At 62.2% G+C, this 15,354-nt stretch carries 11 protein-coding genes; 7 read left to right on the top strand and 4 right to left on the bottom strand.

Features of this window, described 5'->3' with window-relative positions; genetic code table 11:
• Positions 1-84: 84 nt before the first annotated feature.
• Positions 85-525, top strand: a complete 441-nt coding sequence (locus VF629_RS11310) for a GNAT family N-acetyltransferase (protein ID WP_331058588.1) — start codon at positions 85-87, stop codon at positions 523-525.
• Positions 526-642: 117 nt separating this feature from the next.
• On the opposite strand, the gene VF629_RS11305 is transcribed toward VF629_RS11310, so the two are convergent.
• A complete protein-coding gene (locus VF629_RS11305) occupies positions 643-1,581 on the bottom strand; it encodes a phytanoyl-CoA dioxygenase family protein (RefSeq protein WP_331058587.1) in 939 nt (312 codons plus the stop codon).
• 122 nt (positions 1,582-1,703) lie between these two features.
• On the opposite strand from VF629_RS11305, the gene VF629_RS11300 reads away from it, so the two are divergent.
• From VF629_RS11300 to VF629_RS11280, 5 genes are all read left to right on the top strand, one after another.
• Positions 1,704-3,974, top strand: a complete 2,271-nt coding sequence (locus VF629_RS11300) for a ComEC/Rec2 family competence protein (protein ID WP_331058586.1) — start codon at positions 1,704-1,706, stop codon at positions 3,972-3,974.
• A 239-nt stretch (positions 3,975-4,213) separates the two neighbouring features.
• Positions 4,214-5,020: an enoyl-CoA hydratase/isomerase family protein gene (locus tag VF629_RS11295; RefSeq protein ID WP_331058585.1), complete on the top strand. Its 807-nt coding sequence runs from the start codon at positions 4,214-4,216 to the stop codon at positions 5,018-5,020.
• A 186-nt stretch (positions 5,021-5,206) separates the two neighbouring features.
• The gene (locus VF629_RS11290; RefSeq protein ID WP_331058584.1) at positions 5,207-5,674 is read left to right on the top strand and encodes a fatty acid hydroxylase; all 468 of its coding nucleotides are present in this window, start codon (positions 5,207-5,209) and stop codon (positions 5,672-5,674) included.
• Positions 5,675-5,696: 22 nt separating this feature from the next.
• On the top strand, positions 5,697-6,596 hold the full coding sequence (locus VF629_RS11285) for a MerR family transcriptional regulator (protein ID WP_331058583.1): 900 nt from the start codon (positions 5,697-5,699) through the stop codon (positions 6,594-6,596).
• 254 nt (positions 6,597-6,850) lie between these two features.
• Positions 6,851-7,402: an RNA polymerase sigma factor gene (locus VF629_RS11280; RefSeq protein ID WP_331058582.1), complete on the top strand. Its 552-nt coding sequence runs from the start codon at positions 6,851-6,853 to the stop codon at positions 7,400-7,402.
• A gap of 88 nt (positions 7,403-7,490) precedes the next feature.
• Here the strand turns inward: VF629_RS11280 and VF629_RS11275 are convergent, their stop codons facing one another.
• The 3 genes from VF629_RS11275 to VF629_RS11265 form a co-directional block, all read right to left on the bottom strand.
• Positions 7,491-9,164, bottom strand: coding sequence for a T9SS type A sorting domain-containing protein (locus VF629_RS11275; RefSeq protein WP_331058581.1), 1,674 nt, complete (start codon positions 9,162-9,164; stop codon positions 7,491-7,493).
• Between the two features lie 86 nt (positions 9,165-9,250).
• Positions 9,251-11,254: a T9SS type A sorting domain-containing protein gene (locus tag VF629_RS11270; protein ID WP_331058580.1), complete on the bottom strand. Its 2,004-nt coding sequence runs from the start codon at positions 11,252-11,254 to the stop codon at positions 9,251-9,253.
• Positions 11,255-11,276: 22 nt separating this feature from the next.
• Positions 11,277-13,439: a T9SS type A sorting domain-containing protein gene (locus VF629_RS11265; RefSeq protein ID WP_331058579.1), complete on the bottom strand. Its 2,163-nt coding sequence runs from the start codon at positions 13,437-13,439 to the stop codon at positions 11,277-11,279.
• A gap of 368 nt (positions 13,440-13,807) precedes the next feature.
• On the opposite strand from VF629_RS11265, the gene VF629_RS11260 reads away from it, so the two are divergent.
• Positions 13,808-15,301 carry a phytoene desaturase family protein gene (locus VF629_RS11260; protein ID WP_331058578.1) on the top strand — a complete coding sequence of 498 codons (1,494 nt, stop codon included), beginning with the start codon at positions 13,808-13,810 and terminating at the stop codon, positions 15,299-15,301.
• The last annotated feature ends 53 nt before the right edge of the window (positions 15,302-15,354 follow it).

Here is a 15,354-nt window from a genome sequence, read left to right as displayed (position 1 = left end):
TGGAACGTCTTTCGTTCAGTCGTGAGAAGGTCCTTCGCTGCGCGGACGCCAGATGAAGATGACATTTTTTTTGAGATACCGCTTATGCCAACCACTGCTTACCGCATCACCGATTTGCGCGACCTCGACGCCGCGTTCACCATCAGAGAGCGAGTCTTTCAGGAAGAACAAGGCGTACCCGCCAGCAAAGAGCACGATGAGCACGACCGCCGCGACGCGCGCCACTACCTGGCCCGCGCCACCAACGGCACTCCGGCCGGGGCTGCCCGCTGGCGCGAAACCGAGAACGGCGTGAAGCTGGAGCGCTTCGCCGTGCTTTCGGACTTCCGTAATCAAGAAATCGGTGCTGCTTTGCTCCGCGCCGTGCTCGCCGACGTGCAAGCCGAGCGGCCCGACGCGGAAGTGTACTTGAATGCGCAGCTGCGGGCCATTCCTTTTTACGAGCGGCACGGCTTCCGCAAGGAAGGGGAGATGTTCGTGGAAGCCGACATTCAGCACTACAAAATGGTGCTGGGCAATCTATAATTGGTCAATGCGTCATGCAGCGCGCAGCGAAGCATCTCGCCTGCTTCGTTCTCACAACTGGTTTACTATCACAGGCGAGATGCTTCGCTGCGCGCTGCATGACGGCCATATTCTCTGTTATCCCAGCAAAGCCGGGCGTTGAGTGATTTCGTGGTAGCAGACGTGGGCGCGGCTGAAGTAGTGGAACACCATGCTTTTGCGGGTTTGGGCCTTGTCGTGGTGGGGTTCGCCGCCGTGCATGAGGTTGGCGTGCCAGAGGAACACGTCGCCTTTGCGGGCTAGAAAAACCTGCTTTTCGATGCCGGCCTCGGCTATTTTTTGGGCGATGGTGGCTTCGTATTTGGTGTATTCTTTGTCGCCGGTGAACCAGGCAGTGCCTTCGTTGGCATAGTCGGCGTTGAGGTAATAGGGCAGCTTGTGGCTGCCGGGGTAGTAGTGCAACGGTCCGTTGTCGGGCGTGATGTCTTCCAGCGCCACCCAGGCCGCGGCCATGCCGCCCAGCGGAAAGGTACTCATGTGAATGCTGTCGGAATGCGTGCGCTGCTCGCTGCCGGTCAGGAAGTTGATGCTCTGAAACAGGGTGGCTTCGTGGCCCAGCAGTGCGGTAATCAGTTCGCGCAAAGGACCTTCGCCCGCCGCCTTTATTCGCCCCGACTTCTTGTAGGCAAACATGAACTTGTTGCGGTAGCGGCGGTCTACCTGCTTGGAGGCAATGAGGTTATCCAGGTCCTGGTTGATGCTTTCTACCGTGGCGTCGTCGAAAAAGCCGGGGAGCACGGCAAAGCCATTGTCCTCAAAATTGAGCAGACTGGCCCGCGTGGCCGCCGGCTGGGCCTGGAAAACAGGCAGTGCCATCAAGCGGGCGGCCAGCGGCGGCACGGGAGGCAGGCCCGCGTCGGGCCGCAGGTGGGCAAAGTCGCGGCTGCTGACGGGGGAGAAGTACTGTTTCTTCAGGCCCAGCCGCTGGTAGAGGGGCAGGTTGTGCGCCAACCGGTGGCGTTGAAACACATTGTACAGGGAGTAACTGAGCTTGAGGCGGCGCAGAAGGGCGAACATGGTGGGAATGTTTTTCGGGATGCCAAGATAGGGCCTTGCGATGCCGGGCCGCAGCTTGCGGCGCGGTTTTCTCGATAATCCACTACATTGCTCATTGCATTCTCTTTCTCCTTCTACTACCAATGATAACCTGGGCCACTTTTCCCTTCGTGCGGTACACGCCCGCGCTGATTGTGGGCATCGTGGCCTACCTGTATTTGGGCGACCAGTGGCCGGGCTTGTGGCCGTATGCCGTGGGGCTGGCGGCGCTGGCCGGGGCGCTCATCGCGTGGGCGCTGCGGCAACGCACCCCCGTTGCAACGGATGCTGCTGGGGGTGCCGCCCTGCTCAGCATTGCCCTCTTTGGTGCGGCCCTCACCCAGCAGGCCACCGAAAGCCGCCGGGCCGACCACCTCTCGCGCTTCGCCGACCGGGTAGAAAGCTACCAGGCGGTGGTAGACGAAGCCACCGTGGTGCGCGCCGCCACCTACGCCACCACGCTGCGGGTGCAGGCCGTGCGCGTGGCGGGCCGCTGGCAGCGGGCCACTGGCGGGGTCCGCGTGTCGTTGCCGCGCGTGGCCGGCATTGCCCAGCCGCGCTACGGCGAGGTGTGGCTCATCCGGGGCCACCCCGACCTGAGCAAACCGCCGCTCAACCCCGGCGAGTTTGACTGCCGCCGCTACCTGGAGTACCGGCAGGTGTACCACCAGCAATACATTCACCCCGACCAGTACCGCCTGCTGCGCCTGGAACCGCCCAACAAATTGGTGGCCATCAGCATGCAGGCGGCCGCGCAGCTCGACGGGGTTTTTCGGCAGTACATCAAAGCAAAGCGCGAGTACGCCATTGCCTCGGCGCTGGTGCTGGGCATCAAGGACGACGTGGACTTGGCCACCAAGCAGGCCTACACGGCTACGGGTACCACGCACATCATGGCGGTGAGCGGCTTGCAAGTGGGGCTGCTGTTCGCGGCCATGTCGTGGCTGCTGCAAACGTTTTTTGGCCGCGTGCGCGGGTTTCGGCTGTGGTCGGCCTTGGTGGGCTTGGCCGTGATTTGGAGCTACGCGCTGCTCACGGGCTTGTCGGCTTCGGTGCTGCGGGCCACGGTCATGTTCACGGTCATCATTGTGGGGCGCACCTTGCGCCGTCAGGACTCCATCTTCAACACGCTGGGCGTGGCGGCGTTTGGCTTGCTGCTCTGGAATCCCTTTCTCATTGCCGATGTCGGCTTTCAGCTTTCGTTTCTGGCGGTGCTCAGCATTGTGTACGTGCAGCCCCGCATTGCGCGCTGGCTCGACGTGGAAGGCTACTTCTATGCGCGGCGCCGGCCCTGGCAGCCCAAGCCCGTGCAATGGGCGTGGAAGGCCAGCGGATGGATGCTGAATTTAACGTGGCAGGCCACGGCCCTCTCGCTGGCGGCCCAGGTGGCCACGTTCGCACTGGGGCTCTACTACTTTCACCAGTTCCCTTTCAGTTTTTTGGTGGCCAATCTCATTGCCGTACCCATTTCAAGCTGGGCCGTGTACGTGGGGTTGGTGCTGCTGGCAGTGAAGTATGTGGCAATGGCGCTCACTGCGGTGGTGCCCAGCGCGGCGGCTTGGTTGGATTGGGGCCCCAAGGGAGTGGCGTGGGTTTTTGAGAAAATGGTGTGGGCTTTCAACGAAAGCATCTTCTGGGTGAGCCGCCACATGGCCGGCTGGGTGGTGCGCGAAATCCACGTGTCGGCCTTGCAAACGGTGCTATTGTTCGGGCTGATTGGGGCACTGCTGGCCTGGCTGAACACCCGCCGGCTGGGCTGGCTGCGCGGGGCCGTGTTCTTATTGCTAGGCTACGCCGGCAGCCGGGTGGTAGAGGCCCGGGCCGTGGCGCCTACCGAGGAGTTTATCGTGTACAGCATTCCGCGGCGCTCGGCGGTGGGGTTCTGGCAGGGCGCGGCGGCGGAGTTTGTCACGCCCGATTCGTTGCCCCTCACCGAAACCGAGCGCACCTACCGGCTGCTGCCGGGCATCATTCGGCGGGCGGCCCGGCATACCGCCTACCACGTGGGCTGGCGCGGGGCCACTGTGCCGGTGCAGCGCCTCGCTGACCCCGACAGCGCCAACGAAAAGCTTTACGTCAAGCCCGGCCCTGTGGTGCTGGCCCGGTGGCGCGGCTTGCGCATCGCCTTCATCTCCAACGGCATTTCGTCGGCCACGCAGCCCACGCCCGTCGACGTGCTGGTGCTGCGGCGCAACGCCCGCCTCCGCCCCACCACGCTGGCCGCCGTATTTGGCACGCAGGCGCAGGTGGTGTTCGATTCGAGCTGTAAAATATGGTACGTGGCCCGGCAAGACTCCAGCCTGCGAGCCCAGGGCTTTCGCACCTGGGACGTGACGGCGCAGGGGGCCTTTCGGTGCCCGCCACCGCGGCGGTAGGCCGTGCCCGTCAATACCTTAGGCAGCACCCAGGCAACCCGGCGGGGCCGCCCGGCCGAGTGGGAGGTAAAGCGCTGCCTGGACAGTGCACGCCTGCGCCGGGGTGCCGGAAGTAGTTCTTGGCCGAAGAAAACAGACCGTTCGCACTTTTTTTGCGTTTATTGCTTTACCCGATGCCACCCTTCTCCCACGGGAAGCATCGTGGCTGTACCCATCCGTCCGCGCCTCACCCGCCCCTCATGGAAAACTTGCTCACTCCCGAACTCGAAGCCCTTCGCTACATCCGCTACGAAGCGGAGGACCGCATCGGCTACATCACCCTCAACCGGCCCGACAAGCGCAACGCCCTGAACGCCGACGTGGTAACCGAGCTGAAGCAAGCCTTCGAGTTTGCCGAAAACGACGATTCGGTGAAAATTATTGTGCTGCGTGCGGCCGGCGAAGTGTTCTGCGCCGGCGCCGACCTGGCCTACATTCAGGAACTGCAAGGTTTCGGCTACACCGACAACCTGGAAGACAGCACGCACCTGATGCAGTTGTTTCACCAGATATATACCCTCAAGAAAGTCGTCATTGGCCAGGTGCAGGGCCACGCGCTGGCCGGCGGCTGCGGGCTGGCCGCCATCTGCGACCTCACTTTCGCCGTGCCCGAGGCCAAGTTTGGGTACACCGAAGTGAAAATCGGCTTTCTGCCGGCCATCGTGAGCGTGTTTTTGCTGCGCAAAATAGGGGAGGCCCGCACCAAGCAGCTGCTGCTCAGCGGCGACGTGATTTCGGCCCAGGCCGCGCTCGACATGGGCTTGGTCACCTTCCTGGCCTCCAAAGAGGAGCTAGCCGACAACGTGCGGGCCTACGCCCAGCGCCTGTGCCGCGAAAACTCGGCCCAGAGCATGGAAGTGACCAAAGAGATGCTGGCCCGCCTGCCCGAACTCCCTCTGGAGGAGGGCCTGCGCTACGCCGCCCAGAGCAACGCCGAAGCCCGCGGCTCGGAAGACTGCCGCCAGGGCATCGCCGCTTTCCTGCGCAAAGAAAAGATAAACTGGTAATGCCCCGGCGGTAGACGGTTAACGGTTTGGGAGGCGTGCTTGCATTGCTGGTGAATGACACCAAGCAATGCAGTAAAGCGCGTAAAACACTTTTTTGAAAGCGGTAAGCTCCAGACTATCAACTGTAAACGCCAAAACATTAAGCCTAGATTAAAACAACCCAATTCCCGTTCTGGTTACCAACGCATGACAGCACTGGCCGCTATTGGCATCACCCTTGCCACCTTCGGATTCATGGAGTTCTGGGCGTGGTTTATGCACAAGTACGTGCAGCACGGGCCGCTGTGGTTTTTGCACCGCTCGCACCACGTGCGCCACCCGCACCCCGTGGAGCGCAACGACCTGTTCTTCCTTATATACGGAGGCATCTCGGCCGCGCTGTTCATGACCGGCGAGAATGGCGGGCGCTGGTGGTTTTGGGTGGGCGTGGGCATTGCCATCTACGGCTCGGTGTACTTTTTTGTGCACGACGTGCTGATTCACGGCCGCCTGCGCTTCTGGAAAAAATCGCAAAATACCTACCTGCGGGCCCTGAACATGGCCCACAAAACCCACCACAAAACCACCGGCCGCGACGGCTCGGCGGAATTCGGCCTGTTGTGGGTGTCGCCCAAATACTTGCAGCTGGCCCGCCGCAAGAAGGCCGTCAAGTAAGCAACCCCACCACGCAAGCACCATGGGCCAGTTTTCAATCAGCGACTTAGAGCAGCTCTCGGGCATCAAGGCGCACACCATCCGGATGTGGGAGCAGCGCTACAACCTGCTGCGCCCGGTGCGCACGGCTACCAACATCCGCACGTATTGCGAGGAAGACCTGCGCCGCCTGCTGAACGTGACGACGCTGTGCGGCCGCGGCAAGCGGATTTCGCAAGTAGCCAACCTGACTGACGCCGAAATGCAGGCCGAGGTGTTGGCCTGCTGCAACGACGCCCACGACTACCACCTGCAAGTAAACGCCCTGCTGGCGGCCATGCTCAGTTTCGACGAGCACCGCCTCAACCAGTTGTTCAACGAGTCGGCCGCTACCCTGGGTTTTGAGAAAATGATGCTGTATGTGGCGTACCCCCTGCTGCAGCGCATTGGCCTGATGTGGCTGGCGGGCACCGTCAACCCGGCCCAGGAGCACCTGTTGGCCCACTTGCTGCGCCAGAAAATGCTGGCCGCCACCGACGCCCTGCCCGAGGTGCCCACCACGGCGCGCCGCTGGGTGCTGTTTTTGCCCTCCGACGAGCTGCACGAACTGGCGCTTCTGTTCATGAACTACGCATTGCGTTTGCGGGGGCATCACACCCTGTACCTGGGCCAAAACCTGCCCTTGGAAGAACTAGAGGCGGTGTGCGAAACTTACCAGCCCGACGCCGTTGCCACCGTGCTCACCTCGCAGCCCGAACGCAGCCGCGTGGCCCAGTTTGCGCAGGAAGTTTCGGCCAGCTGCGGCGATAAACTGGTGGTGCTCTACGGGCAGTTGGCCCGGCAAGAGGGCCTGGTACTCCCCAACAACTGCGTTGCGCCGGCATTGATGACGGATTTCCTGGCTTTGGTGGAGGTTCCAGAAAAAGTTGCCGAGCCCGCCTGAGTCGCCAAACCATACACGGCTTGCGGCACGTAGTTGTTTTGTCGGCTCCCTGCTCTTGGGGGAGCGGCACGCTTCACAATTTGGTAACGAGGAATGAGCGCTGGCCGGCGCGGCAACTCTCTTGCCCGCTGTATCTTGGTGTGCCCGCGAGGGACAAGTAGGCGCGCTGCGAAAAATAGTTTCGGCCACAGGCTACCCATTTGCTGGCAGTCGCGTATATTTGTTTAACAATTGGCCACAAAAAGCTAAACAGCATGACTTCGCTCGAATTCACCTCGCAAGTGCAGAAGATTTCGCTCACCCTCCGGCCCGCTGCCATGAATTTGACGCGTGACGCTGATGACGCCAAAGATTTAGTGCAGGAAACCCTCCTCAAAGCTCTGCTCAACAAAGACAAATTTAAAGCCGGTACCAACCTGAAGGCGTGGTTGTATACCATCATGCGCAACACCTTCATCAACAACTACAACAAGATTACCAAGCGCAGCTCCAACATCGATTCGACGGAGTATTTCCAGTATTTCAACACCGACCAGAACTACATCACCTACAACGGCGCCACCTCCGACTTCGTGGTGCGCGACATCAACGAGGCCATTGCCGGCCTGGGCACCGACTACCGCACTCCGTTCATGATGTACTACATTGGGTACAAGTACATGGAGATTGCCGAGAAGCTGCAAATTCCCATCGGCACCGTCAAAAACCGCATTCACATTGCCCGCAAAGAGCTGAAGTCGGCGCTGCAAGTGTATGCGCCGGTGGGTGGCTCGGCGGCCGATGTCAACGAAGTTGTTGAAGACTGAATGGGCATTGGGCCCGAAAGAGAAAAGGCCGCGTCACATCAAGTGACGCGGCCATTTCTCTTTCGGGCCCGTGCAAGTTTCAAGTCGTTTAACGGACCTCCACGCGGCGCACGACCGTTTCGCGGCCAATTTGCACGCGTAACAGATAAAGGCCATTGGCTACGTTATCCAGCGGCAGGGCTGCGATGCCGGCCGTTGCGCCTAGCATTGCGCGCTGCCGCAACAAGGTGCGTCCCACCGCATCGAACAGCGTTAGGCTAGCCGAGTTGGCCCCGGCCTCCCGGCCGGGCAGGCGCACGGTGGCGGCGCCGTGGGCGGGGTTGGGGTAAACCTCCACTGCTGCGCTCCAGCGTGGAGGGGTGGTGGCGAGAAGCTCGGCGCCCAGGCGTACGGCCCAGAAATCGCGCAGGCCCTGGCTGGGCTGAGTTTTGTTGCCGGAAGTGCCCGAGTCCGACGTGCCGGCCACCAAATAGCCGCCGGCCGGCAACGGCACCACCCGCGGGTCTACGTCGTCGCCGAGGCCACCCATGCGCTGGTCCCACAACTGCGTGCCCCCGCCGTCGATGCGCACCAGCCAATAGTCGTCACGGCCCTGGCTGGGCTGCGTCTTGTCGGCGCTGGCTCCTGAGCGCGACCAGCCCGCCAGCACGTAGCCGCCGTTGGGCGCCGGGCATACACCGGTCAGAAAGTCGTCGTTGGTACCGCCGTAGCGCCTGTCCCAGAGTTTGGTGCCAGCGGCGTCGGTTTTCACCACCCAGTAATCAGACAGGCCCGTATTCCCGCTGCCGTGGTTGGGCTGGGTCTTGTCGCCGCCTGCCGCAGATGGCGAAGTACCGCTGAGCAAGAAGCCGCCGTCGGCGGTTTGCAGAATCCTAATCAGTGCGTCCTGATTGTCGCCGCCAAAGCGCTGGTCCCATAGTTTAACACCGCTCACATCAGTTTTCACTATCCAGTAGTCAACATCCCCTCGGTTAGGCTGACTTACATCGCCGCTAACGGCGGATGATGTGCCCCCGCCGAGAAGGTAGCCGCCGTCGGCGGTCTGGATTGCAGACAAAAATCCATCACGGTTCGCACCGCCCAACCGCTGGTTCCACTGCTTGATGCCCGCGGCGTCAATCTTCACGGCCCAGCCGTCTACTAAGCCTTTGCCGGGTTGTGTTAGGTCGCCGGTTACGTCCGAGGTGGTTGCTCCGGCCAGCAGGTAGCCGCCATCAGCGGTTTGAATGGCGCTGTAAAGCTCGTCATCGAAATTCCCCCCAAAACGGCGGTCCCATTGCTTGGCCCCGGTGGCGTCCAGCTTCACCACCCAGTAGTCGCCATCGCCCTGGCTGGGCTGGGTCATGTCGCCGGTGCCGTTGGAGTAGGTCGTGCCGGCCAGCAGGTAGCCGCCGTCGGCCGTCGGCAGGGCGGTGGCAAGCCGTTCGTGGTCGGTGCCGCCGTAGCGGCGGTCCCACTGGCGGTTGCCGGCGGCGTCAACTTTCATGGCCCAATAGTCCCGCTGGCCCTGGCTGGGCTGGGTACGGTCGCCCGTCGCCCCCGATTCCGACGTGCCGGCCAAGAGGTAGCCCCCGTCGGCCGTGGCCACTGCGGCAGACAGCTCTTCGTTGTCAGCACCGCCGACGCGGCGGTCCCAGATGACGGGCGGCAACCCGGCCGATTGGGCTTGGACCAAGCCAGGGGGCAAGGCAAACACGGTCAAGCCGCAAAAAAATAAGATTCGCCTGAAAGCGCGCAAGTTGAGAAAGGTAGTGATGGTCATGAGACGCAAGGATGAAATATGAAATTGCCGCCGCAGAACCCTCCGGCGGCAGGGTAGAGGTATGCCATCTGCTCGGGGCTAGCCGGCTAGGGCTGCACCAGCAGCTTGCCGCGCCAGGCGCGGGAGCCGGTGCCGACCTGCACAAAATACACGCCGGCCGCGACCGGTGCCGGTAGCTGCACCTCGGCCGGGGTAGGGCCGCCGGGCAGCGCCTGCGCGTGCACGCGGCGGCCGGCGGCATCGGTCACGGTCAGCAGGCCGCGGCCGAACTGCTCGGGATTCGCGAGCCAGAACCGGCCCGAAGCGCTGGGATTTGGGTAGAGCAGCAGCGCTTGGGCGGCCGGGCCGCGGGTGGCCAGCGCCAGCCGCACCTGAAACGTGCGGCTGACCGTGCCGTTGGTGGCTTGGCCGTTGCTAACGGTGACCGTGACGGCTGCCGGACCATTTACCGTAAAGGTAAGTGAGCCCGTAGCGGCCGGGCTGGTGTAGCTCACCACTGGCGTGCTCACGGCGGCGGGCGCGCTGCTGCTGGCCGTAACGGTGATGAACTGCCCGGCCCCGCCGCCGCCGCCAATGCCCGTGAGGGGCACCGTGAGGGTGATGGGCACGCGGCTCACCGTCTGGTCGGGAATGACGTCGAGGGTGGGTGTGTTGGCGGTGCTGCCTGCCCCGACGTAGGTGAAGAGCGAAAAGCTATTGTTGAACTCGTTGCCGGTTACAAAATCGCCGCGGCCATCGCCGTCCAGGTCGCCCACGGCCAGGGTGCGGGCCCCGTTGGGGTTGGCCACGCCCACTGCGGGGGCCACAAAACCGCCGGTGCCAGTGCCCGGCAAAAGCAAGGCCGGCTGGCCATTGGCCGTGGCAAGCACGTCGAGCAAGCCATTGCCGTCCAGGTCACTCACGGCCAAGTCGGTACGAAACACCGGGAATACTGATGTGGCCGTGGGAGCCCCAAAGCCGGTGCCGGCGGCGGTGCGCAGCCACACCTGTGTGCCCGTGCTGCCGGTGGCCAGCACGTCGGCCCGGCCGTCGTTGTTGAAATCGGTCGCCATGAGGTTTTCCAAAGGGCCTGCGGCAGCCACAAACTGGCGGGTGTAGGCGGAAGTAGAAGTGCTTAGCACCGCCGTGAAGCCCACCTGGGTGCCTTGCTGGTCGGGGTGCACCACGTCGAGCCGGCCGTCGCCGTTGAAGTCGCCCGCACCGAACGATGAGACCGTGCCGCTGGCGGTGCTCAGGGGCGCCGCGAAGGAGAGCCGGCCCGCGCCGGTGTTGTAGAGCACCACCACCTGGCCCAGCTCCAGGGTGAGCACGTCGGGCCGGCCGTCGCCGTTCACGTCGGCCACCAGCACCTGCCCGGTGCCGTTGGACGAAAGGCCGTAGTTGTCCGGGGTGGCAAAGCCGCCCTGTCCGTTGCCGAGCACCACCGACACGTCCTGGCTGACTTGGTTGGCCGCCACGATGTCAAGGTTGCCATCGCCGTTGAGGTCTCCCACGGCCACGCCCACCGGCAGGATGTTGGCGTCGACGGGAAAGGGCGCGGCAAAAGCGCGGTTGCCTTGGTTGAGCAGCACGGCCAGCCCGCTGGCGCTGCCCACGCTGCGGGCGGTGGCCACCACGTCGGCCTGGCCGTCGCGGTTGAAGTCGCCCACGGCCAGGCGCTCCACGGCAAAGCCAGCGAGCACATCGGTGCGGCGGTAGGCGCCGGTGGCCAAGGCGCCGCCCGCAAACGTGACCCGAAACGCGGGCGTGGCCGACGCCAGCGAGCTAGCCGTGCGCTGCGTGGCCAGATTAGTGACCGTGACTGGGGCACCCGACGTGGCACCCGCTGGCACGGCCACGGTGAGCGCCGTGGCCGAAGCCGTGAGCACCAGCGTAGGCACGGCACCGAAGTACACTGCATTTTGGGCCGCCGTAGTGCCAAAGCCGGTGCCGGTGAGCGTGACGGAAGCGCCCACTGGCGCAACGGCCGGCTGCACGGCCGTAATGGTGGGCTGGGCCAGAGACAGGGCCGGCAGCAGGCTGGCCAACAGGCCCATCATCGCCGTCCGGTAGGGTTGGAACTGTCGGAGATAAAAATAGTAGTGGTTCATGGGGTAGAAAGTGGGGTAAGCGCTATTCAGACTTGATGAATCGTTTGGAAATCAACTGGTCAGCTTCTACGCGGTAGATATAGGAGCCAGGGGGTAGCGCCGACAAGTCGATATCCAGCGCGTGGGCGCCCGCGCGCTGCCGGGTGCGCGGCAGCGGCAGCAGTCGCTCCTGGCCGGTTTGCGCATCGAGGATGCGAACCTGCACGGTTTGGGCGGCGGGCAGCGCGTATTCCACGCGCAAACGGCTGCCGTTGGTTGGGTTGGGGTAGGCCGCGAAGCCAGGCGCGCTGTTCCCGGACGGAGCGGCAATGTAGCTGGCCGATACGGGAGTGAAATAGCCGGTTACGTCAATGGCGGTTGCGCACGGACTAAGCAGCGTCAGGGTTATCTTGTAGATGCTGCCCAAGCGCTGCGCAAAATAATTGGGGTAGCCGTTGTAGCTGTTTGGCCCCAGCCCGTTGTTGACGATGTCGTTGAGCTTGATAGTGTACGTGCCTGCCGGTACGGATACCGAACCCACGCTGCACAAGGTTGTGAGGCCGCCGTTTACGTACTCTTCAATGGTTGCCTTATACGTATCAAAACCTGGGTTATTAACTAATTGAACAGCGCCGCCCAGCCCTCCTACCTCCGAAGCGGCACCGGGGTGGTCGCCCGGAACCAGGTCAGGCCCCTCCGTCCCGGTGTTGAAAACAAAGTCAGCCGACAGGGCCTCGTTGTTGATGCGCGCAAGGCCAATGCGCCGTGTCACGTTGCCGCAGCCATTGCGCCCTTCGTAAGTCACCTCGTAATAGTCTGGAGAGGCAACCAAATAACCGCCAAAAAGGGTAGCCAGGTCAAAAGAGGTGGCCGCCGGCAGCCAACTGGTTTGGTTCTGGTAGCCGCCCGCTACAATGGTGCCAGCGGCATCGGTTTGCTTTATTGTCACCCTGGCTTCCACGCAGTTGGTGAGGGTGGCGTTTAGCAGCAGCGGGGCCTCGCAGGTGTAAAGGTTGCGGTAGCGTGGGCGTCCCAGCGGCTCGGCTGCTACCGATAGTGAACCCATCTGCGGGCTGGGCGTGCCGATGAAATAGGTGTAGTCCTGGCCGTCAATCTGGTCAGGAAGGGCCCTGGTTACCACCGTTGTACGGTTGGGCACGGAATTACAATAGGAGGGTATCGGCCGCACCACTCCTACGGCCGGCGCCACGGCCACCGCATTGGTGACAGGGTCTACGGTCACAAGCTGGTCCTGGTCATCAGCCGCGTAAATTAGGCCATCATAAGCTAGCTCAAGCTGGGACCCGAAGCAGGCATTGGCAACAGTATTTCTTAATTGCTGTGTGGCGTTGGTTGCCAGAATTAGCTCATAAATTCCCTTAATAGTGGTTGACGCTTCGCCGGCATAATATATTTTCTTGCTATCCGGTGAGAACTCGACGCCGTATGTCTGGACGTTGGCGTCACCAACCGTGCGCAGGTTGTTAACCGCGCCGGTGGCCGGATTCACGTCGGCCAGCCATACACCTCTTGTGCCCCTCGAAGCCGTCATGGCCAGCCTGGTGCCGTCGGGCGAGAGGTCCGCTTCCAGCGGCTGCATGTTGAGATTGGACGACTGGTTGTACCGGGTGGCGGCGCTCACTCCCGCGCTCGAAATGGTGTACGAGCTGATGTCGCGGTTGTTGACGAAATATAGGCGGCGCGTGCCGTTCGCCTCCTTGGAAACCGCAATGCCGTAAAAAGGCTCCGTCAAAGACTCATCGACCGGTGTGGGCGGGGAAAGCACGATGGGGGTGGCCCCATTGCAGTCGATGGTGGCCCGGAGCAGCACCGTAAACGAGGGACAGCAGGCCAACGAGGGAATGACCGAGGACTGCACGTAAAACAAATAAAACCGCTTGCAGGCCCCGGGCACGGGCACCACCGCCATTTCGCGGCCCCATTCGGGGTAGGTGTATGGCGCACCGCTTTGGGTCGTGCGGTTGCTCGTGGTTCGGTAAGCGGGCAAAGTGCCGCGCTGAACGCCGTTGGCGTCGTAGAGCAGGGCATCGGGCTGGGCTCCGTATTTGACGAAGAACAACAAGCGTTTGTCTTCGTCAAAGGCTGCTGCCGATAAGTTGCCGTCATCCACCAGATTGGGAATGGCGAAAAGGGAAGCCGGACTTGTAGTAAAATCTACCGGAACGGGCAATACCCACCGCAGCATCTGGCTTGGGGGCGAGGTCTGTGTACCAGGAGTGGTACCCCCCCCCCCGCCTGCCTGTTGAGGTTCCGGGAGAGCAGGTCCGGCCTCCTGGAGGGAGGGGGACGAGCGCAACTTTGAGTGTTGAGCTGACGCAACCGGAGCGAACAGCGCGTAGCCAAGGGCCAGCAGCCCAACAAAACGGGTAAAATTTCGCATGCAAAGAAGATTAGGTGAATGACTTGGCCAATGTAGCGGTTAACCTATTACAAATCACCATTATTTTATTGTTTGATTTAACTGAATTTTGCCGTGTGAAGCGTTTTGCAAAACAATTGGGCAAGGTCGGTGGATAGGTATTGGGTACGCACTCCTTTCGCATTTTGTAGCACTTGACAGATTCAATTCATCCATCTAAGCACGCCGTGGTCATTGGGGCCGGCTTTGCGGGACTGGCGGCGGCCACCACGCTGGCGCAAGCCGGGTGGCGGGTCACCCTCCTCGAGAAGAACGAAGGCCCGGGGGGCCGCGCCCGCGTGTTTCGCGCCCAGGGCTTCACCTTCGACATGGGCCCGAGCTGGTACTGGATGCCCGACGTGTTCGAGAAGTATTTTGCCCGGTTCGGCAAAAAGGTGGCCGACTACTACGAGTTGCAGCGGCTCGACCCCTCGTACCAGGTCATCTTCCGGGGGCCCGAGGCCGTGGACATTCCGGCCCGGATGAGCGAGCTGCGGGCCCTCTTCGAGCGCTACGAGCCCGGCAGCGCCGTCCGGCTCGACGAGTTTCTGAAGCAGGCGGCCTACAAGTACGAAGTGGGCATCAACCGCTTGGTGTACGCGCCCAGCCGCTCCGTCTTTGAGTTTGCAGACCCCAAATTGTTGGTCGACATGGTGCGCATGGACGTGCTGCAAAGCATGCACAAGCACGTGCGCCGCTTCTTCAAAGACCCGCGCTTGCTGGAGCTCGTGGAGTTCCCCATCCTGTTTCTGGGGGCCACTTCCGAGAACACGCCCGCGCTGTACTCGCTGATGAACTACGCCGATTTGGCGCTGGGGACCTGGTACCCGAAAGGGGGGATGCACAAGATTGTGGAAGGCATGGTGCAGCTGGCCCAGGAGCAGGGCGTTGAAATTGCCTACAACGAGGAAGTGCGCGAGATTGTGGTAGAAAACGGCCGCAGCACCGGCGTGCGCACCGCCAGCGGCTTCTTTGCGGCCGACGCGGTGGTGGCCGGGGCCGACTACCACCACATCGAGCAGGAAGTCCTTAAGCCCGAACACCGGCACTACGACGGTAAGTACTGGGACTCGCGAACCATGGCGCCGTCGTCGCTGCTGTTTTACCTCGGTGTGAACCGCAAGCTCGACAAGCTGCGGCACCACAATCTGTTTTTCGACGAGGACCTGAACCAGCACGCCCGCGAGATTTACGAGCAGCCGCAGTGGCCCACCAAGCCGCTATACTACGCCTCGGTGCCCAGCAAAACCGACCCCACCGTGGCCCCCGAAGGCCAGGAAAACCTGTTCCTGCTCATTCCCGTCGCGCCCAACCTAACTGACGACGAAGCCACCCGCGAGCGCTACTACAACTTGCTCATGGACCGCCTCGAAAAACACTGCGGCCATTCCATTCGCGACGCGGTGGTGTTCAAGCGGAGCTACGCGCACCGCGACTTCGTGGCCGACTACCACAGCTTCAAGGGCAACGCCTACGGCCTAGCTAATACGCTCAAGCAAACGGCCATTCTCAAGCCCACGTTGAAGAGCAAGAAAATAAGTAATTTGTATTTCACGGGTCAGCTTACCGTGCCCGGGCCGGGCGTGCCGCCCTCGCTTATCTCGGGCCAGGTGGTGGCGGGCGAAATACTTAAGGAAATTAAAAATTGAAGATGCTGCCCTGCTAAGCCGGGTATTTTTAATTCTTAATTGCTAATTATTAA

It is taken from the genome of Hymenobacter sp., assembly GCF_036388155.1.
Taxonomy (GTDB): Bacteria; Bacteroidota; Bacteroidia; order Cytophagales; family Hymenobacteraceae; genus Hymenobacter.
This window is presented reverse-complemented; position numbering and strand designations above follow the sequence as displayed.

Excerpts from the sequence above, each read along its gene's own strand:
- VF629_RS11310 (WP_331058588.1), top strand. The coding sequence starts at position 85 with ATGCCAACCACTGCTTACCGCATCACCGATTTGCGCGACCTCGACGCC.
- VF629_RS11305 (WP_331058587.1), bottom strand. The coding sequence starts at position 1,581 with ATGTTCGCCCTTCTGCGCCGCCTCAAGCTCAGTTACTCCCTGTACAAT.
- VF629_RS11300 (WP_331058586.1), top strand. The coding sequence starts at position 1,704 with ATGATAACCTGGGCCACTTTTCCCTTCGTGCGGTACACGCCCGCGCTG.
- VF629_RS11295 (WP_331058585.1), top strand. The coding sequence starts at position 4,214 with ATGGAAAACTTGCTCACTCCCGAACTCGAAGCCCTTCGCTACATCCGC.
- VF629_RS11290 (WP_331058584.1), top strand. The coding sequence starts at position 5,207 with ATGACAGCACTGGCCGCTATTGGCATCACCCTTGCCACCTTCGGATTC.
- VF629_RS11285 (WP_331058583.1), top strand. The coding sequence starts at position 5,697 with ATGGGCCAGTTTTCAATCAGCGACTTAGAGCAGCTCTCGGGCATCAAG.
- VF629_RS11280 (WP_331058582.1), top strand. The coding sequence starts at position 6,851 with ATGACTTCGCTCGAATTCACCTCGCAAGTGCAGAAGATTTCGCTCACC.
- VF629_RS11275 (WP_331058581.1), bottom strand. The coding sequence starts at position 9,164 with ATGACCATCACTACCTTTCTCAACTTGCGCGCTTTCAGGCGAATCTTA.
- VF629_RS11270 (WP_331058580.1), bottom strand. The coding sequence starts at position 11,254 with ATGAACCACTACTATTTTTATCTCCGACAGTTCCAACCCTACCGGACG.
- VF629_RS11265 (WP_331058579.1), bottom strand. The coding sequence starts at position 13,439 with ATGCTGCGGTGGGTATTGCCCGTTCCGGTAGATTTTACTACAAGTCCG.